Consider the following 19673-nt stretch of genomic DNA (forward strand, 5'->3'; position numbering starts at 1 on the left):
CCGATGAAGGACGGGATTAACACCGATATGCTTTGGGGAGCTGTAAGTAAGCTTTGATCCAGAGATTTCCGAATGGGGAAACCCTCTATCCGTAATGGGATAGAATCTTTACCTGAATACATAGGGTACTGAAGGCAGACCCGGGGAACTGAAACATCTAAGTACCCGGAGGAAGAGAAAGCAAACGCGATTCCCTGAGTAGCGGCGAGCGAAACGGGATTAGCCCAAACCAAGAGGCTTGCCTCTTGGGGTTGTAGGACACTCTATATGGAGTTACAAAGGAACGGGGTAGACGAATCGATCTGGAAAGGTCAGTCGTAGAAGGTAAAAACCCTGTAGTCGAAACTTCGTTCCCTCTTGAGTGTATCCTGAGTACGGCGGGACACGAGAAATCCCGTCGGAAGCAGGGAGGACCATCTCCCAAGGCTAAATACTCCCTAGTGACCGATAGTGAACCAGTACCGTGAGGGAAAGGTGAAAAGCACCCCGGAAGGGGAGTGAAATAGATCCTGAAACCGTGTGCCTACAAGTAGTTAGAGCCCTTTTATGGGTGATAGCGTGCCTTTTGTAGAATGAACCGGCGAGTTACGATTACATGCGAGGTTAAGTTGAAGAGACGGAGCCGCAGCGAAAGCGAGTCTGAATAGGGCGAAATAGTATGTGGTTGTAGACCCGAAACCAGGTGATCTACCCATGTCCAGGGTGAAGTCCAGGTAACACTGGATGGAGGCCCGAACCCACGCACGTTGAAAAGTGCGGGGATGAGGTGTGGGTAGCGGAGAAATTCCAATCGAACTTGGAGATAGCTGGTTCTCTCCGAAATAGCTTTAGGGCTAGCCTCAAGATTTAGAGTATTGGAGGTAGAGCACTGTTTGGACTAGGGGCCCCCATCGGGTTACCGAATTCAGACAAACTCCGAATGCCAAATACTTATTCTTGGGAGTCAGACTACGAGTGATAAGATCCGTGGTCAAGAGGGAAACAGCCCAGACCACCAGCTAAGGTCCCAAAGTATACGTTAAGTGGAAAAGGATGTGGAGTTGCTTAGACAACCAGGATGTTGGCTTAGAAGCAGCCACCATTTAAAGAGTGCGTAATAGCTCACTGGTCGAGTGACTCTGCGCCGAAAATGTACCGGGGCTAAACGTATCACCGAAGCTGTGGATTGACATCTATGATGTCAGTGGTAGGAGAGCGTTCTAAGGGCGTTGAAGCTAGACCGTAAGGACTGGTGGAGCGCTTAGAAGTGAGAATGCCGGTATGAGTAGCGAAAGATGAGTGAGAATCTCATCCACCGAATGCCTAAGGTTTCCTGAGGAAGGCTCGTCCGCTCAGGGTTAGTCGGGACCTAAGCCGAGGCTGAAAAGCGTAGGCGATGGACAACAGGTTGATATTCCTGTACCACCTTTAAATCGTTTGAGCAATGGGGGGACGCAGGAGGATAGGGTAAGCGTGCTGTTGGATTAGCACGTCCAAGCAGTTAGGCTGGTAATGAGGCAAATCCCATTACCACATAAGCGGAGCTGTGACGGCGAGGGAAATATAGTACCGAAGTTCCTGATTCCACACTGCCAAGAAAAGCCTCTAGCGAGATTTAGGGTGCCCGTACCGCAAACCGACACAGGTAGGCGAGGAGAGAATCCTAAGGTGAGCGAGAGAACTCTCGTTAAGGAACTCGGCAAAATGACCCCGTAACTTCGGGAGAAGGGGTGCTCTTGCGGGTGCAAGCCTGCGAGAGCCGCAGTGAATAGGCCCAGGCGACTGTTTAGCAAAAACACAGGTCTCTGCGAAGCCGCAAGGCGAAGTATAGGGGCTGACACCTGCCCGGTGCTGGAAGGTTAAGAGGAGGGGTTAGTCGTAAGACGAAGCTCTGAATTGAAGCCCCAGTAAACGGCGGCCGTAACTATAACGGTCCTAAGGTAGCGAAATTCCTTGTCGGGTAAGTTCCGACCCGCACGAAAGGTGTAACGATCTGGGCACTGTCTCAACGAGAGACTCGGTGAAATTATAGTACCTGTGAAGATGCAGGTTACCCGCGACAGGACGGAAAGACCCCGTGGAGCTTTACTGCAGCCTGATATTGAATTTTGGTACAGCTTGTACAGGATAGGTAGGAGCCTTGGAAGCCGGAGCGCCAGCTTCGGTGGAGGCATTGGTGGGATACTACCCTGGCTGTATTGACATTCTAACCCGCACCCCTGATCGGGGTGGGAGACAGTGTCAGGTGGGCAGTTTGACTGGGGCGGTCGCCTCCTAAAAAGTAACGGAGGCGCCCAAAGGTTCCCTCAGAATGGTTGGAAATCATTCGTAGAGTGTAAAGGCACAAGGGAGCTTGACTGCGAGACCTACAAGTCGAGCAGGGACGAAAGTCGGGCTTAGTGATCCGGTGGTTCCGCATGGAAGGGCCATCGCTCAACGGATAAAAGCTACCCCGGGGATAACAGGCTTATCTCCCCCAAGAGTCCACATCGACGGGGAGGTTTGGCACCTCGATGTCGGCTCATCGCATCCTGGGGCTGTAGTCGGTCCCAAGGGTTGGGCTGTTCGCCCATTAAAGCGGTACGCGAGCTGGGTTCAGAACGTCGTGAGACAGTTCGGTCCCTATCCGTCGTGGGCGTAGGAAATTTGAGAGGAGCTGTCCTTAGTACGAGAGGACCGGGATGGACGCACCGCTGGTGTACCAGTTGTCTTGCCAAAGGCATCGCTGGGTAGCTATGTGCGGAAGGGATAAGTGCTGAAAGCATCTAAGCATGAAGCCCCCCTCAAGATGAGATTTCCCATAGCGCAAGCTAGTAAGATCCCTGAAAGATGATCAGGTTGATAGGTCAGAGGTGGAAGCATGGCGACATGTGGAGCTGACTGATACTAATAGATCGAGGACTTAACTAAAATGAAAAGCGGAGACGCCTGTTTATCGGAAGTTTGATAGGCGTTGGAGCTGGACAAAATGATTACTTGGCAACTTGGAATACTTCTAAATGATTTAGTTTTGAGAGAATAATTCTCGAAATAAATAAGTCTGGTGGCGATAGCGAGAAGGTCACACCCGTTCCCATACCGAACACGGAAGTTAAGCTTCTCAGCGCCGATGGTAGTTGGGGGTTCTCCCCCTGTGAGAGTAGGACGTCGCCAGGCAATAAGGAAACAAGCATCTATTCGTTAGATGCTTGTTTTTTTTTAAAATAAAAATTGCCTTTTAGTGGGCAAATATGTCTTGGACAGAAATTGGTAAGTCTTAGCTTATGGCTAGATTCTCTAAAAATTGATAAATTAATTCAGGACCTTTTTCTGCAGAAACTTGTATAAAAGACTCAATAAAGGGATAGTCTCTATTTGGCATCGTCTTTAATAGTTCACTCCACCATTCAATTTCATACCGTGCAATCATACTTAAGTTATATAGGATTAAATAATGGCTTAATAATTCATTGGAAAAACAAGTTTTTTCTTTATCAGCAGAAACGACATAAGATTCTTCTTTACTATCCCATTTAATAAAACTACCTTGGCTGAGCGGTTCTAACAGGCGAATGGTCAACTCGTTCTTATTCTCTTCTATTCCCTCTATTTGTATACTATGATTCCTTTCTAAATAATTTTTAAAGTGATTTATGTTCATATAGTATAAATCTAATATTTGATTCGAAATAATAATTTTATTACCTGTTTGATCATGTACTTTAAAAAAGGTTGGTCTTCCTTCTAATGCTTGAAATAAGTTAGATAATTCAGGGATATGACTTAAAAGATGCCCCATTTTTACTTTTTCCCCTTCTAAATTTTTGCAGGCAAACATTTTTTCAGCCATATAAGTGAAAAGTCCATTTTTTTGTATCTTTACTTCATCTTGGAAAAATAAATACTGTTGTTTTTTTAGTTTTCTTGTTGAAACTCCGTGGGCAAGAACAGAGGTGGAGTTTGGATAATTAGGGTCGATCGTAAGCAAACATGCTTTTATTAAATGAACAAGACCATAAAATAAGAGAATGGGCTGAATACTCATTGGAGCATTTATAGCTTGGTGATAATACAATTTGCCGTGTTCTAAAAAGTACATAAAGGGATAACAATTCTGATAACTTTTAGAGTCTATATCAGAAATATGTAAATTGCGATAACATTTTTTTAGAAAATTTTGGGTGTATTCTGCTGAAAAAAAACAACTATAAGAGCTCCAGCCTTTGTAGAATTTGGACATTTGTAAACCTCCTTAAATTTTTTGAAAAATTAAACATATTAAACTGACCTTGACAGTATTTTGTCCAATTGATAACCTACTAATAATATTTTTAACAATATGGAGGCGTTAAAATGTGGGAAAGTAAATTTGCTAAAGAAGGATTAACGTTTGATGATGTTCTTTTAATTCCAGCTAAATCTGAAGTTTTGCCTCGTGATGTAAGCTTAAAAGTACAATTAGCAAAAAATTTAAATTTAAACATTCCGCTAATTAGTGCAGGAATGGATACTGTAACAGAAGCAGAAATGGCTATTGCTATTGCTAGACAAGGTGGATTAGGTATTATTCATAAAAATATGTCTATCGAGCAACAGGCTGAACAAGTAGACAAAGTAAAACGCTCAGAAAGTGGTGTAATCACAGATCCTTTCTTTTTAACCCCTGAACACCAAGTATTTGATGCAGAGCATCTAATGGGTAAATATAGAATCTCTGGTGTGCCAATTGTTAATAACAACGAAGAGCAAAAGTTAGTAGGTATTCTTACTAACCGTGACCTTCGCTTTATTGAAGACTTTTCCATTAAAATTTCGGATGTTATGACCAAAGAAAATTTAGTAACGGCTCCTGTAGGAACTACATTAGAGGAAGCAGAAAAAATCTTACAACGATATAAGATTGAAAAATTGCCTTTAATTGATGAAGAGGGTGTATTAAAGGGATTAATCACCATTAAAGATATAGAAAAAGTAATTGAATTTCCACATTCAGCAAAAGATTCTCAAGGAAGATTATTAGTTGGTGCTGCAGTTGGGGTAACAAACGATGCATTAAAACGAGTTGAGCTGCTTGTTAAATCTAATGTCGATGTAGTTGTCATTGATACTGCTCATGGCCACTCACAAGGTGTGCTAGAGGGTGTCAGAGATATTAGAAATGCGTACCCTGATTTAACTATTATTGCTGGTAATGTAGCTACGGCAGAAGGAACAAAAGCTTTAATTGAAGCCGGAGCAGACATTGTTAAAGTAGGTATTGGACCTGGTTCCATTTGTACAACACGTGTAGTTGCTGGTGTAGGTGTACCTCAAATTACAGCAGTTTATGACTGTGCTACCGAGGCAAGAAAGCATGGTAAATCAATTATTGCAGATGGAGGAATTAAATACTCTGGTGATATTGTAAAAGCTTTGGCTGCAGGTGGACATGCGGTGATGTTAGGTAGTTTACTTGCAGGTGTTTCTGAAAGCCCTGGAGAAACAGAGATTTTCCAAGGAAGAAGATTTAAAGTATATAGAGGAATGGGCTCTGTTGCTGCAATGGAAAAGGGATCGAAGGACCGTTATTTCCAAGAAGATAATAAAAAGTTTGTTCCAGAAGGTATTGAGGGCAGACTTCCTTATAAAGGACCACTTTCCGATACTATTTACCAATTAGTAGGCGGTATCCGTTCAGGTATGGGATATTGTGGAACAAAAGATTTGTATGAATTAAGAGAAAATGCACAATTTGTAAAAATGACAGGTGCTGGTTTAAGAGAAAGTCATCCACATGATGTTCAAATTACAAAAGAAGCACCAAACTATTCTCTTTCTTAAACAAAGAAGGCTAGAGTTATATTAGTTTATGGAAAGTTTCCTTAATTTACTTTAGACAGTGAAGATGTCACTGTCTATTTTTTTTATTTTTTTTATGTTAAACTGTACAAGGGAAATAATTAACTTAAAAATAAAGATAGATTAATAGATAAAATAGTTTTGGAGGTTTTAATATTGAAACAAGTAAAAAAGTGGACGGTGTCATTCATCATTGCTGTACTTTTCCTAAGTACACTATCAACGGTTCTACCCTATCAAGCAAATGCTGCTGAAAAGGACGAACTAGGATTAGATACAGGAGCAGCTATACTGGTAGATGCTAAGACTGGGGAAATATTATATGAAAAAAATTCAGATGAACTCCTTGGTGTTGCCTCCATGTCAAAAATGATGACAGAATATATTGTTCTGGAATCGATAAAGAACGGGAAAATTTCTTGGGATCAAAAGGTAAAAATAAATAATTATATTCATAGATTATCTGGAGCTCCAGAGTTATCAAATGTAGGGTTAACTGAAGGAGAAGAGTATACAGTTAAAGAATTGTATGAAGCAATGGCAATCCACTCAGGAAATGCAGCTACTGTTGCATTGTCAGAATTAATTGCTGGTACAGAGAAAAATTATATTAGTGTAATGAATAAAAAAGCCGAGGAATTAGGGTTAAAGGATTTCAAATTTGTTAACTCTTCTGGTTTGAATAACAGTGATTTATTAGGGAATATCCCAGCTGGATCTGAAAAAGATGAAAATAAAATGTCTGCTAAGGCTGTTGCTAAGCTAGCATATCGTTTAATCAATGATTTTCCAGAAATACTAGAAACATCTGGTATGCCGAGCTTAAAGTTTAGAGATGGAAGAGAATATAAAAACTTTAATTGGCTAATTCCTTCTCTAATTTATGGATATGAGGGTGTAGATGGGTTAAAAACAGGTTCTACTGATTATGCTAAATTTAATGTTACCGCTACTGCAAAAAAAGGTGATCAACGATATATTGTCGTTATTATGAAAAGTGAAACAAAGGATTCTCGTTTTGCAGAAGCTAGAAAAGTTTTAGACTATGCTTTTAATAATTTTTCTACTGAAGAGGTACTTCCAGCAAGTTACGTAGACGCAAAAAATAAAACAATTGATGTTATAAAAGGAAAAGAAGATAAAGTAAGCATTGGAACAAAAGATGCCGTTAACTTAGTAATCAAAAACAATGAGAAAGAAAACTACGTTGCCAAGGTTGTACTAGATAAGAAGAAATTAAATAAAGATGGTGAACTAACAGCTCCAATTAAAAAAGGAGATAAGGTTGGTTATGTAACAGTGCAAACGAAGGACGGAAAAGATGTGCCATTCTTAACAAATGATGGAAAAGAGAAGGCACAAGTGGATTTAGTAGCAAACGAAACAGTTGAAAAGGCAAATTGGTTTGTTCTGGCAATGCGCGGAATTGGTTCATTCTTCGCCAATGTATGGGGGAGCGTTTCTGATACAGTAAAAGGTTGGTTTTAATTAAAAACCATTTAATAGCTAAGAACAATAATTTTGGAAATTGAAAGAAAAAGAGCTTCTTGTATTGACAGAAGCTCTTTTTTATTGTTTATTTTCATTAGGAATAATAATTTTATTTGAAAGATTACAATAATTCAGACTAGAAAAAGATACTTTACAGGGGGCAAACAATGAAAACTGGGACTGATAGAGTAAAACGTGGTATGGCTGAAATGCAAAAAGGCGGAGTAATCATGGATGTCATCAACGCAGAACAGGCCAAGATTGCAGAGGAAGCAGGAGCAGTAGCCGTTATGGCTCTTGAACGTGTTCCTTCAGATATTCGTGCAGCTGGCGGAGTTGCTAGAATGGCTGATCCTACAATAGTAGAGGAAGTAATGAATGCTGTAACTATCCCTGTAATGGCAAAGGCGCGTATTGGTCATATTGTCGAAGCAAGAGTGCTTGAAGCTATGGGTGTGGATTATATTGATGAGAGTGAAGTTCTAACTCCGGCAGATGAAGAGTTTCATTTAAATAAAAATGAATATACTGTTCCATTTGTATGTGGTTGTCGTGACCTTGGAGAAGCAGCAAGACGTATCGGCGAGGGTGCTTCTATGCTTCGTACAAAAGGGGAACCAGGAACAGGAAATATTGTGGAAGCAGTCCGTCACATTAGAAAAGTAAATGCACAAGTCCGTAAAGTTGTTTATATGAATGAAGATGAATTAATGACAGAAGCGAAGATATTAGGAGCGCCATATGAGCTTCTTTTAGAAATTAAAAGTCTAGGCCGCCTGCCAGTTGTTAATTTCGCTGCTGGCGGTGTTGCAACGCCTGCTGACGCAGCTTTAATGATGCAATTAGGTGCCGATGGTGTATTTGTTGGTTCTGGTATTTTTAAATCAGATAATCCTGAAAAATTTGCTAGAGCAATAGTAGAAGCCACTACTCATTATCAAGATTATGAGCTGATTGCGGAAATTTCTAAAAACCTTGGAACAGCAATGAAAGGGATTGAAATTTCTAGTTTAGCTCCAGAAGCTCGTATGCAAGAGCGTGGTTGGTAAGATGAGCGCAACAGCAAACATAAAAATAGGGGTCCTTGGTTTACAAGGAGCTGTTAGAGAACATGTTAATGCAATTGAAGCGAATAATGCAGAGGCAGTTGTCGTAAAGAAAGTAGAACAATTGGATGACATTGATGGTCTTATTATCCCTGGTGGAGAAAGTACAACTATGCGACGCTTGATTGATAAATATGAATTTATGGAGGCGCTGCAGGCATTTGCTCAGTCAGGGAAACCAATGTTTGGGACATGTGCAGGGTTAATTTTATTGGCAAACTCCATTAAAGGCTATGATAAACCACATATTGGTGTAATGGATGTACAAGTGGAGCGTAATTCCTTTGGGAGACAACGAGAGAGCTTTGAGGTCAACCTAGATATTGCAGGAGTCGCGGAGGATTTTACTGCTGTATTTATCCGAGCACCGCATATTGTTAGTGTTGGTGAAAATGTCGAGGTTTTAGCTAAATACAATAATCATATTGTAGCGGCGCGGGAAGGTCAGTTCTTAGGATGTTCTTTCCATCCTGAGTTAACGGAGGATCATCGCTTAACTGGCTATTTTATTAAGATGGCGATGGAAGCGAAGCAACACTTATTTGCATAAGCTGTTGAATTTCGGAAATAATTATAGTAAGATAAATGCAACTAATATATGGAATCTACTATGATAGGAAATAGTAACAGGTTACTTATTCTTTAAAGAGAGCCGATGGTTGGTGTGAATCGGTGAATAAAGCCTGCGAATCCATCCTAGAGTAAAAACAAGGAACGCACATGCTGCAAGTAATTGTTTTCGGCTGAAAACCGTTATGATCTTTAAGGTGAAAAGCAGTTTTATGCTTTTAACTAGGGTGGCAACGCGGGTAACTCTCGTCCCTTTTGGGGATGGGAGTTTTTTATTTGCAAAAAAGATTAAGATCACAGGGCGTTGTAACAGTAGATTGCATGTAGAAATAAAACATAGGAGGAATAATAATGTTAGATATCAAATTTGTTCGTGCTAATTTTGATTTTGTAAAAAGTCAGTTACAGCATCGAGGAGAAGATTTATCAGAGCTTGATAATTTTGAAGCATTAGATGTCAGAAGAAGGGAATTAATCGTTGAAACAGAGCAGTTAAAAAGTAAACGAAACGAGGTTTCTCAGCAAGTTGCTGTATTAAAGAGAGAGAAAAAAGATGCAGAAGCTCTTATTGTGGAAATGAGAGAAGTTGGCGAAAAAATTAAAGAATATGATAATGAGCTCCGTGATGTAGAAGAAAGATTACAAACAATTATGCTCGGTATTCCAAATCTCCCTCATGAAAGTGTTCCAGTAGGAGATACGGAAGAGGATAATGTTGAAATTAGAAAATGGGGCGAAATTAGAAAATTTGATTTTGAACCAAAACCTCACTGGGATGTTGCAACAGATTTAGATTTACTTGATTTTGAACGAGCAGCGAAGGTGACAGGAAGCCGCTTTGTATTTTATAAAGGATTAGGGGCAAAACTAGAAAGAGCGTTATTTAATTTCATGCTTGATTTGCATACAGAGGAACATGGCTATAAAGAAATTATCCCACCATTCTTAGTAAATCGAGCTAGCTTAACAGGAACTGGCCAATTACCTAAGTTTGAGGAAGATGCTTTCTTAATAGAAAAAGAAGATTATTTCTTAATTCCAACATCTGAAGTACCAGTAACGAACTTGCATAGAGATGAAATTCTGGATGGGGATCAGCTACCAATCAAGTATGCTGCATTTAGTGCAAACTTCCGTTCAGAAGCAGGATCTGCTGGAAGAGATACTAGAGGATTAATTAGACAGCATCAATTTAATAAAGTAGAGCTAGTTAAGTTTGTTAAGCCAGAGGATTCTTATGAAGAGTTAGAGTCTTTAACCAAAAATGCAGAAAAGGTATTACAGCTTCTAGGTTTACCATATCGTGTATTGAGCATGTGTACAGGTGATTTAGGGTTTACAGCGGCAAAGAAATATGATGTTGAAGTATGGATTCCAAGCTACAATATGTACCGTGAAATTTCTTCTTGCAGTAACTTTGAAGCATTCCAAGCAAGAAGAGCTAATATTCGATTCCGTAGAGAGCCAAAAGGAAAACCGGAGCATGTGCATACATTGAATGGATCTGGCCTTGCTATCGGAAGAACAGTTGCTGCGATTTTAGAGAATTATCAGCAAGCAGACGGTAGTGTGATAATTCCTGAAGTACTACGACCTTATATGAGAAATAGAGAAGTAATTGCACCCGAATAATAGGTTAAACAGTTAAAAAGGGTTGACCTCTTTAGAAGGATTGTATATCCTTTGGAGGTCAGCTATTTTTCCTAACTTTTTGATTAGAAAAATAAAAATAAAAAATATAGTTGACTTATGAATTAATAGATGATATATTATTACTTGTCTGATGGAGGAATACCCAAGTCCGGCTGAAGGGATCGGTCTTGAAAACCGACAGGCGGGTCAAACCGCGCAGGGGTTCGAATCCCCTTTCCTCCTCCATGATTTTATATTTTACATTGCGCATAATATTTGGAGATATATGTGACCTGCTACTACGGTAGCAGGTTTTTTATGTTTTATAAGGCTTTTTTATAAAAATTATTACTAGTAGCATCCATAGATTGAATAAATAAAAAAGGATTTTCCTTTGTTTTCTTTACAGCCAGACTTTTTGATGAACGCCTGGCTGTAAAAGGGAAAACATGGAAAGTCCTTTTACGCTTTTTTGCTATAGTTTTTATGTTGAAGAATAGTACCTATTTTTTCTATTATAGGTTCGATAGATTGGCTGCCAGCAATTGCATCATATTCGTTAATATTTAGACGAAGTACTGGACATGCGGAGAAAGAATCAATCCATTTCTCATATCTTCCATGCATCTCTTTCCAATAATCAATTGGCGTTTGCTTTTCCATTTCTCGGCCTCTTCGATCAATACGCTGTAAAATGTCTTCGAGAGAGCCTTCTAGGTATATTAAAAGGTCCGGATGTGGGAAGTATGGAGTCATAACCATCGCTTCAAAAAGACTTGTATATGTTTCGTAATCTACTTCCGACATGGTTCCTTTTTCATAATGCATTCTTGCGAATATACCAGTATCCTCATAAATGGAACGATCTTGAATAAATCCGCCGCCATATTCAAAGATTCTCTTTTGTTCTTTAAATCGTTCTGCTAAAAAATATACTTGCAGATGAAAACTCCAGCGACTAAAGTCGTGATAAAATTTATCAAGATATGGATTTGTGTCAACTTTCTCAAAGGAAGTCCTAAATTGCAAGGCATCTGCTAGTGCATTTGTTAATGTAGATTTTCCTACGCCAACTGTTCCAGCAATTGTAATAACAGAATTACTCGGAATATTATATTTTGTTCGTAGATTCATGATTAAAGGCTCCTATATTTAAAGTTTCTTTTATTGTGTTTATAATTTTTATTAAGTCTTGTTTGTTTTGAACAAAGTCCAATGTATCACCATTGAAATCTAATACTGGGATCTGTGGGTTATTCTTTTTGAAGTCATTCATGACAACATCGTAATCAGAAGCTAGTTGTTCTAGATAAAGAGGACTAATATTTTTTTCGATGTCTCTATCTCTTTTTTTGATTCTTGCCATAAGCGTATCTAAACTTGCATGTAAATAAATAATAATATTCGGCATCGGCAGGTCTTCTGTTAATATGTCGTATATCCGAACATACTTGTCTAGATCACTATCCTGCAGGGATCTTTTTGCGAAAATGAGATTTTTTAATATATGATAATCTGCAACTACAGGTATGTTTTTATTTAAGTAATGGTCTCTTGTATCGTTTAATTGCTTAAATCGATTACATAAGAAAAACATTTCTGTTTGAAAACTCCATTCATCAATGTTTTCATAAAATTTTCCGAGAAAGGGATTTTCCTCTACAATCTCCTTAAGAAGTTCGTATTTAAAATACTCTGAGAGCAATTTAGCTAAAGAAGTTTTCCCCACTCCGATAGGTCCTTCTACTGTAATAAAAGGGATACTATTCACACTTGTCCCTCCAGTTCTTTTATTTTAAGAAGCGAACTTTTTTAGGCTGCCTATTAATGGCTATCAATGGACAACAGCTTTTATAAGGATTGCTTCTTTTAGTAGGTAATAAAAATAGTACAAGAGTCATTTTAACACATGGAAGGGAATGTGGACATATGCTTGTTTTTTCCTGAAAAAATATTTTTAGATTCTAGGAGTACTTTTTAAATGAATGATTAAAAAATAAAAAATTGAGAATTTTTATTGCGAAATTATCAGTCTATGGTATTATATGGGTAAAGTTTATAATTGAATCACACTAGGGGATCCCTTGATAAGGGCTGAGAATAAAGTAGTTACTTTTAAACCCTTAAAACCTGAACAGGTTCGTACCTGCGTAGGAAAGTGGATACCTTTAAATATGTGTGCCTAATGGTCTTTTTTCATTAGGTGTAATTATTAACCACTTTTCTATTATGGGGAAAGTGGTTTTTTGTTGTTTTTTTTAAAATTTTAATATTAAAACGCTGAAATTGATAGTTGGGGGTGATGAAATGAAGATAATGGCTGTAACAGATAATAAACATTCTTTTGAAAGACTCTCCTCCATTTTATTAGAAATCCACCCATATGTGGACTATGTGCAAATTAGAGAGAAAGCAAAAAGCCCAAAAGAAATTTATTTACTTGGTGAGAGGCTGCTTAAGGAAGGGATACCAGCCCGGAAAATAATCATAAATGACCGCCTAGATGTTGCAGCATTGCTCTCTTTAACACATGTGCATTTACCAGGCAATGGATTACCTATTCAACCAGTAAAAAATATTTATCCAACATTATCTATTGGTGTATCTGTTCATAGTCAACAGGAAGCAATTATAGCAGAAAATGTTCGGGCTGATTATGTGATATATGGCCATTGCTATCCAACTGATAGTAAAAAAGGAAAGATACCTATCGCATTGTCATCGATCACTGGCATAAAGAGAGATCTAACTATTCCTCTCTATGCTATAGGCGGAATAAATGAAGAACGAGTAGGTCAATTAGCAAGTTTAGGCGTAGATGGAGTAGCGATTATGTCTGCTATATTTTCAGCGTCTCAGCCATTAAGGGCAGTACAACGAATAAGGGAAAGATGTGAAGAGTGTGGAAACCAAAAAATTTGATGTTGTTATTGTTGGTGGGGGAATTATTGGTAGTTCTATTGCTTACTATTTAGCAAAAGAAAACAGGAAGGTAGCTGTATTAGAAGCAAATACAATAGGCGGAAAATCAACAAGTGCAGCAGCTGGGATGCTTGGTGCTCACTCTGAATATAAAGAGTTTAAGCAGCTTTATCCATTTGCAAGAAGTAGTCAGCTTCTATATAAGGAGCTTTATGAAGAGATAAGGGAGCTTACTGCTATTGATTTTGAGAAAAGAAATGGCGGTTTATTAAAGCTTGCTTATTCAGAGGAAGAAAAAAGGGAACTAGAAACTATTTTGGCTCTATCATCTGTGGAATGGCTGGATGCTGAACTAGCAAAGAAAATGGTTCCCCAGCTTTCTGGCAACATCATTGGAGCAGCATTTTTGAAAGAGGATGTACATATCACTCCATTGATAGCATGTAACGGTTTAAGTAAAGGAGCGCAGCTATTCGGAGCAGAGGTTTATGAATATACCCGCGTATTAGGAGTCAAAAAGAAGGGGATAGACTACGTAATAAAAACGTTGCAAGGTGATTTTTTTGCAGAAAATGTAGTCATTGCAAGCGGAGTATGGAGCAATTACTTCTTCCAGAAATTAGGATTATCACACCAAGTTATCCCGGTTAAGGGAGAATGTGTATCTGTAGAAAATGAAGGATTTCCCTTGCAGTATTCTGTATTTCATAATCAATATTACATTGTACCAAGAAACAATAAGGAGTTTATTATTGGAGCAACGAAAAAATGGAATGAATGGAGCGAGGAACCTTCAGTAGATGGGATAGAAGAAGTTATACAAAAAGCAAAGGAGATGATACCAGAAGTTGGAAATATGAAGTGGAAGAGAGCGTGGGCTGGTCTAAGACCACAAACATATGATGGTTATCCATTTATAGGAGAGCATCCAGAGATGAAAGGCTTGTATTTTGCAACTGGCCACCAAAGAAATGGGATTCTTTTAGCTCCTATAACAGGAAAGATGATTAGAGATTTAATGTTGGGTATGCCTGTAAAAAGTGAATGGCTAGATGCCTTTAAAGTTGAGCGTCCTATTTTAGTTTAATGGGGAGGGTAGTAATTGAATATACAATTGAATGGTAAGGAACAACAGCTGCCTAAAGAGGTTGTTACAGTAGAGGATCTCCTACACTTTTTTGAATTAAATAATCGTATTGTCATAGTAGAAATAAATCGAGATATTTTGCGAAAAGAACAGTACCAAACACATGTATTAAAAGAAAGCGATAGAGTAGAATTAATTCACTTTGTTGGAGGAGGATAAAAATGTTAAAAATAGCAAATCGTACTTTTCAGTCTCGTTTATTACTTGGAACAGGAAAATACCCATCATTTGAAATTCAAAAAAAAGCGGTAGAAGTATCAGAAAGTGAGATTCTAACCTTTGCGGTACGAAGGATGAATATATTTGAAAAATCACAGCCTAACTTCTTGGAACAGCTAGATTTAAAGCGTTATACTCTCCTTCCGAATACGGCGGGAGCGAAGACTGCAGAAGAAGCGGTAAGAATTGCTAAACTTGCGAAGTCATCTGGACTATGTGACATGATTAAAGTAGAAGTAATCGGTTGTGATAAGTCGCTGCTGCCAGATCCAATAGAAACTTTGAGAGCATCTGAACAATTATTAGAAGAGGGATTCATTGTGTTACCTTATACCTCTGATGATGTTGTGCTGGCTAAACGGTTAGCACAGTTAGGTGTACATGCTATTATGCCGGGTGCTTCCCCAATTGGGTCTGGAAAGGGAATTATCAATCCGCTAAATTTACAATTTATTATAGAGCAAAGTAATGTACCTGTTATAGTGGATGCGGGAATTGGCTCGCCAAAGGACGCAGCATATGCAATGGAGCTTGGCGCAGATGGGGTACTTTTAAATACAGCGGTTTCGAATGCATATGATCCAGTTACAATGGCTCAGGCGATGAAATTAGCTATAGAAGCTGGGAGATTGGGATATGAAGCAGGGAGAATCACAGAGAAGAATTATGGTGTTGCAAGTAGTCCGATTACGGGGATGATTCCATCTTGACTAGTCGTTTTTTAAAGCAGGAATTATTTATTGGTAAAGAAGGACAAAGAAATATTGAAGCTAGTCATGCCGTTATTTTAGGGGCAGGAGCCTTAGGATCAGCTAGTTCCGAAATGCTGGTAAGAGCAGGAATAGGAAGGCTGACTATTATCGATCGTGATTACGTAGAAGAAAGCAATTTGCAAAGACAACAGCTCTATACGGAAGAGGATGCAGCCGATAAACTCCCTAAAGCAGTTGCAGCAAAGAGGAGATTAAAGGATATTAGCAGTCATACGGTTATAGAGGCAGTGGTGGAGGATATAAACTGTCATACAATCGAAAAATTTATAGATGGTGCTTCTATTCTAATAGATGGTACCGATAATTTTGAAACAAGATTAGTCATAAATGATGCTGCAATTAAGCTGAAAATACCATTTCTTTTTGGGGCATGTGTAGGGAGCTATGGGCTTTCCTATCCAGTTGTTGGGGAGGATGCGCCATGTCTTCATTGTTTAATTGAACAGCTCCCTTCCCAGGAAATAACCTGTGATACCGCAGGGGTTATCAGTCCTATTGTTCAATGGGTTGCTGCTATGCAAGTATCGCAAGCCATACAGATTCTTTCCGGTGAAAAGCTGTTCCCAGTATTGCGCTCTTTTGATATTTGGAAAATGGAATATGCGGAAATGAATGTTGAAAAGCTAAAAAAATTAGAGTGTCCTACATGCGGAACAAGAGCAGATTTTCCGTATTTGTCTTTTCAAAATCAAACAAAGGCAGCGGTGTTATGTGGGAGAGATGCTGTTCATATTCGCCCAGCTATGCCAAAGGGGTTGGATCTCTATGTGCTTTCAAAGCAATGGAAGGCGCTTGTCCAAAACTTAATTACCAATCCTTACTTAGTGTCTTTTCAATACAATGATTATCGGGTAATTCTTTTTAAAGATGGACGTGCGATCATCCATGGAACATCAGAAATAAGTGTAGCAAAATCCATTTATTCGCGATTGATTGGATAGAGTTAAAAAAGAAAAGATCTTATCAAATAGATCTTTCCTTTTTTAATCAATATACTCCAATTGGTCTTGCTTGGTGTACAGGAGTTTAGCCGAATCATGCATGTTCTTTTAAGTGAAAACAAGTTGACTATGTTCTTTTGGTTATGTGAAAATTATCGGCCAGTAAAAGCCAGTTTTGGGGAAAGGCTAAACCTAATTTCCAATAACTAATGCCTCTTAAATTCAACTCTTTGATTAAATTAAATTTTGCTTGAATAGAACGAGCATCCTCAAACCATACTTCATGCAGTCTGCCTTCACTGTCTGTGTATTTAAAATAGGGAGCCTGTGCTTTTTGATCATATAGTATCTCCGCATTATAATCTGCTGCAAGTTGAATGGCGGCTTGAGGGCTAAGTGCTTTTGCTACTGTTCCTTCGACAAAGGGAAGGGTCCAATCATAACCATACAAATTTTGCCCCATCGTAATTTTAGAGGGAGGCATCTCCGTGATGGCATATTCTAAAACATCTCTAACGGGTCCAATAGGAGAAACAGCCATCGCGGGTCCCCCGCTATACCCCCATTCATAAGTCATGATAACGACAAAATCGACAATTTCTCCGTGTGCTCTGTAATCATGTGCTTCATACCATTTTCCTTTTTGAGCAGCGCTAGTTTTTGGAGCCAAAGCAGTAGATATTAACCAACCCTCTTGGGAAAAACGATTTTTCGCTCTACGGAGAAAACGATTATAGGCTTCCCGATCTTCCGGGCGTAAATATTCAAAATCAAAATGGATATCTTGAAATCCATATTTCTTAGCGGTAGTAACAATATTATGGAGAAAGTTATTTTGAATGGATTCCTCATTTAATAGGATTCGTCCGAGTTCATCACTGAATTGATCATTTTCTTGATTCGTAATTACCATCATAAGTACATTATTATTTCTCTGGGCAATTTCAGGGAAATTATTAAGAAGCGGTTCTTTTAAACTGCCATCTCGTAACGCTTGAAAACTGAATGGTGCAAGATAGGTTAAATAAGGAGCTGCTTCTCGTGCACTTGCCTCAAGATTAGGTGCGACATATGTACCACGTGGTTCTACATATGCATTAGACTCGACCGGTCTTTTCGGCCTCTCGGGGATGTATAAACGTAAACCAACTTGTAAAGGTTGGTTAACAGCAATAGAATTGATAGAAGCTAATTGTTCATAATTCAGCCGAAACCGTTGAGCAATAGACCAAAGTGTATCTCCTGATTGAACCCAATAAAAGCTGCCGATAATAGGGATAACGAGTGCTTGCCCTATTACTAATCGGTCTGGATTTGGTACATCATTCGCTTCTACTATATCATTAACCGTAGTACCGTATGCAGCTGCAATGCCTGTTAATGTTTGATTATTACGAACAACGTGAATTTGCATATTCTTCCCTCCTGACAGGATACATTATTATAGTTTATGAGGAAGAAAGAGCAGAAATGATTGTATTTTCATTGAATGTAAATATTTTCGCATTCATGACATTCTTCATCATGCGAATAGCATATTGATTATCCTCATTATCAACAGAAGCAATGCAATTATCTGGAATAAGAAGCGGGTACTCTCGCATATAGGCATCATTAGCAGTAAATAAAACGCAAATATTTCCGGCAATTCCAGTAAGAATAAGGTTTTTGACCTGCAATTGGTGAAGTAGTGTATATAAAGCCGTGCCATAAAAAGCAGAATGTCTCGGTTTGATTAAAAAATAGTCGGTATCATCAGGTCTGATTTTATCAATAATAGGTTCACTTTTTTCATTACTACAATAATCAATTACTTTATTCAATTCAGCTTGCCATAGATTATAATGGTCGTTGATATAAATAATCGGTATTTTTTCTTTTTTGCATTGTTTTTTTAGCAATTGAATATGTTCTGCAATTATTAATGCTTTTTCTGCTAAAATATTTCCATGCTCAAAGTGAAAGTCATTTATCATATCAATAATCAAGAGAGCTGTGTCAGATGATTTCATATGGTTCTCCTTTTCTATGTAAGATGGTAGAATAAAAAATTAGCTAGTGCGATGGAAGATAAACTAAATTCCAGCATAGGTTAGTTGGAAAAGAGGATTGATTTTCTTAGTTTAAGTAAAAGAAGAATTTTCATTACAAATTTTGTGTTTTTATATAGGTGGGCTGTAATTATGGAAGTAAATCAAGATCAATTATTTATGAAAATAGCTATAGAGGAAGCAAGGAAGGCTGCAGAAATAGGAGAAGTGCCGATTGGTGCAGTTGTTGCTTATAAAGGAGAAGTAATTGCTAGAGCACATAATTTAAGAGAAACAGACCAATCTGCCATTGCTCATGCTGAATTGCTTGCTATTGAGAAGGCATGCACAGCATTGGGAACATGGAGACTAGAGGAAGTTACGCTTTATGTTACGTTAGAGCCATGTGCTATGTGTTCTGGGGCTATCCTGCTGTCACGAATTCCAAGGGTGGTTTATGGTGCAGCTGATCCAAAGGGAGGATGCGCGGGTACTTTTATGAATTTGCTTCAAGATAACCGATTTAACCATCAGAGTGAAGTAATTACAGGTGTATTAGCAGAAGAGTGTGGACAGTTATTAACATCTTTTTTTCGGGAGATTAGAAACCGAAGAAAGAAGAAAAAAGAACGGAAGACAAGCAATTCGGATGCTTACAATAATTAACAAATGCTTTATGTTGATTTTTCCGTCCATTATCAGTATACTAAGAGTGTGTCTTAGGACACCTAATACTTCGGTATCAATTTTGTCGTGCTAAGCGGGGAGGTAGCGGTGCCCTGTACTCGCAATCCGCTCTAGCGAGGCTGAATTCCTTTCTGAGGCTGGTATCCTGTAGGGTCTGCCTTAAGTAAGTGGTGTTGACGTCCGGGTCCTGCGCAATGGGAATCCATGAACCATGTCAGGTCCGGAAGGAAGCAGCATTAAGTGGACACCCCCATGTGCCGCAGGGTTACCTGGACTGAGCTAACTACTTAAGTAACGCTTATGGGTGCCAGTCGATGAAAGGTGCACGGCAGTTATATTTATACATACAAAACTCATCC

General features: G+C 38.7%; 16 protein-coding genes, 1 tRNA gene, 2 rRNA genes, 1 other RNA gene, 1 riboswitch and 1 other annotated feature (1 of these 22 running past the window's edge). Of the genes, 15 read left to right on the forward strand and 5 right to left on the reverse strand.

The window, feature by feature from the left end:
- Nucleotides 1–2889, forward strand: a 23S ribosomal RNA gene (locus tag MHH96_RS05725); it begins 45 nt to the left of the window's first position.
- A gap of 129 nt (nucleotides 2890–3018) precedes the next feature.
- Nucleotides 3019–3135 (forward strand): 5S ribosomal RNA (gene rrf, locus MHH96_RS05730).
- Nucleotides 3136–3235: 100 nt separating this feature from the next.
- Here rrf and MHH96_RS05735 read toward each other — a convergent pair.
- Entirely contained in the window at nucleotides 3236–4198 is a 963-nt protein-coding gene (locus tag MHH96_RS05735) for a YaaC family protein (protein WP_328283224.1), read from the reverse strand.
- A gap of 113 nt (nucleotides 4199–4311) precedes the next feature.
- Here MHH96_RS05735 and guaB point away from each other — a divergent pair, with 113 nt between their 5' ends.
- The 6 genes from guaB to MHH96_RS05765 all read left to right on the forward strand — a co-directional run bounded on the left by guaB (nucleotide 4312) and on the right by MHH96_RS05765 (nucleotide 10841).
- A complete protein-coding gene (guaB, locus tag MHH96_RS05740) occupies nucleotides 4312–5778 on the forward strand; it encodes an IMP dehydrogenase (RefSeq protein WP_047944872.1) in 1467 nt (488 codons plus the stop codon).
- A gap of 174 nt (nucleotides 5779–5952) precedes the next feature.
- A complete protein-coding gene (locus MHH96_RS05745) occupies nucleotides 5953–7284 on the forward strand; it encodes a D-alanyl-D-alanine carboxypeptidase family protein (protein ID WP_061801298.1) in 1332 nt (443 codons plus the stop codon).
- 170 nt (nucleotides 7285–7454) lie between these two features.
- Nucleotides 7455–8336, forward strand: coding sequence for a pyridoxal 5'-phosphate synthase lyase subunit PdxS (pdxS, locus tag MHH96_RS05750; RefSeq protein ID WP_061801297.1), 882 nt, complete (start codon nucleotides 7455–7457; stop codon nucleotides 8334–8336).
- A gap of 1 nt (nucleotide 8337) precedes the next feature.
- Complete coding sequence (gene pdxT / locus MHH96_RS05755; protein ID WP_047944865.1) at nucleotides 8338–8943, forward strand: pyridoxal 5'-phosphate synthase glutaminase subunit PdxT; 606 nt, start codon at nucleotides 8338–8340, stop codon at nucleotides 8941–8943.
- Nucleotides 8944–8994: 51 nt separating this feature from the next.
- Nucleotides 8995–9220: a binding site (T-box leader), on the forward strand.
- A gap of 94 nt (nucleotides 9221–9314) precedes the next feature.
- Nucleotides 9315–10595: a serine--tRNA ligase gene (gene serS / locus MHH96_RS05760; protein ID WP_061801296.1), complete on the forward strand. Its 1281-nt coding sequence runs from the start codon at nucleotides 9315–9317 to the stop codon at nucleotides 10593–10595.
- A 153-nt stretch (nucleotides 10596–10748) separates the two neighbouring features.
- Nucleotides 10749–10841: transfer RNA gene (locus MHH96_RS05765), tRNA-Ser, on the forward strand.
- A gap of 216 nt (nucleotides 10842–11057) precedes the next feature.
- On the opposite strand, the gene MHH96_RS05770 is transcribed toward MHH96_RS05765, so the two are convergent.
- Both MHH96_RS05770 and MHH96_RS05775 read right to left on the reverse strand, forming a co-directional pair.
- Nucleotides 11058–11729 (reverse strand): deoxynucleoside kinase, encoded by a 672-nt coding sequence (locus MHH96_RS05770; protein WP_061801295.1) that lies wholly within the window; start codon nucleotides 11727–11729, stop codon nucleotides 11058–11060.
- Nucleotides 11707–12366: a deoxynucleoside kinase gene (locus tag MHH96_RS05775; protein ID WP_047944861.1), complete on the reverse strand. Its 660-nt coding sequence runs from the start codon at nucleotides 12364–12366 to the stop codon at nucleotides 11707–11709. The genes MHH96_RS05770 and MHH96_RS05775 overlap by 23 nt, the downstream gene beginning before the upstream one ends.
- Nucleotides 12367–12659: 293 nt before the next feature.
- Nucleotides 12660–12769: riboswitch (TPP riboswitch) on the forward strand.
- 133 nt (nucleotides 12770–12902) lie between these two features.
- Between MHH96_RS05775 and MHH96_RS05780 the strand changes: the two genes are divergently transcribed.
- The 5 genes from MHH96_RS05780 to MHH96_RS05800 are packed head-to-tail and all read left to right on the forward strand — an operon-like array spanning nucleotide 12903 to nucleotide 16597.
- Nucleotides 12903–13517 carry a thiamine phosphate synthase gene (locus tag MHH96_RS05780; RefSeq protein ID WP_341116890.1) on the forward strand — a complete coding sequence of 205 codons (615 nt, stop codon included), beginning with the start codon at nucleotides 12903–12905 and terminating at the stop codon, nucleotides 13515–13517.
- A complete protein-coding gene (thiO, locus tag MHH96_RS05785; RefSeq protein ID WP_061801292.1) occupies nucleotides 13498–14604 on the forward strand; it encodes a glycine oxidase ThiO in 1107 nt (368 codons plus the stop codon). The genes MHH96_RS05780 and thiO overlap by 20 nt, the downstream gene beginning before the upstream one ends.
- 15 nt (nucleotides 14605–14619) lie before the next feature.
- Nucleotides 14620–14823 (forward strand): sulfur carrier protein ThiS, encoded by a 204-nt coding sequence (gene thiS / locus MHH96_RS05790; protein WP_047944857.1) that lies wholly within the window; start codon nucleotides 14620–14622, stop codon nucleotides 14821–14823.
- Between the two features lie 2 nt (nucleotides 14824–14825).
- Nucleotides 14826–15593, forward strand: coding sequence for a thiazole synthase (locus tag MHH96_RS05795; RefSeq protein ID WP_061801291.1), 768 nt, complete (start codon nucleotides 14826–14828; stop codon nucleotides 15591–15593).
- The gene (locus MHH96_RS05800; RefSeq protein WP_047944851.1) at nucleotides 15590–16597 is read left to right on the forward strand and encodes a ThiF family adenylyltransferase; all 1008 of its coding nucleotides are present in this window, start codon (nucleotides 15590–15592) and stop codon (nucleotides 16595–16597) included. The genes MHH96_RS05795 and MHH96_RS05800 overlap by 4 nt, the downstream gene beginning before the upstream one ends.
- Before the next feature lie 127 nt (nucleotides 16598–16724).
- Here the strand turns inward: MHH96_RS05800 and MHH96_RS05805 are convergent, their stop codons facing one another.
- Both MHH96_RS05805 and MHH96_RS05810 read right to left on the reverse strand, forming a co-directional pair.
- The gene (locus MHH96_RS05805) at nucleotides 16725–18011 is read right to left on the reverse strand and encodes a glycosyl hydrolase family 18 protein (protein WP_095323156.1); all 1287 of its coding nucleotides are present in this window, start codon (nucleotides 18009–18011) and stop codon (nucleotides 16725–16727) included.
- Nucleotides 18012–18045: 34 nt separating this feature from the next.
- Nucleotides 18046–18609 (reverse strand): isochorismatase family cysteine hydrolase, encoded by a 564-nt coding sequence (locus MHH96_RS05810; RefSeq protein WP_047944847.1) that lies wholly within the window; start codon nucleotides 18607–18609, stop codon nucleotides 18046–18048.
- Between the two features lie 171 nt (nucleotides 18610–18780).
- On the opposite strand from MHH96_RS05810, the gene tadA reads away from it, so the two are divergent.
- Nucleotides 18781–19293, forward strand: coding sequence for a tRNA adenosine(34) deaminase TadA (tadA, locus tag MHH96_RS05815; protein WP_047944845.1), 513 nt, complete (start codon nucleotides 18781–18783; stop codon nucleotides 19291–19293).
- 85 nt (nucleotides 19294–19378) lie between these two features.
- Nucleotides 19379–19643: signal recognition particle sRNA large type (ffs, locus tag MHH96_RS05820), an RNA gene on the forward strand.
- Nucleotides 19644–19673: the final 30 nt, after the last annotated feature.

Origin of the sequence: Niallia sp. FSL K6-0212, from assembly GCF_038007605.1 — a bacterium.
GTDB classification, from domain to species: domain Bacteria; phylum Bacillota; class Bacilli; order Bacillales; family Cytobacillaceae; genus Niallia; species Niallia circulans.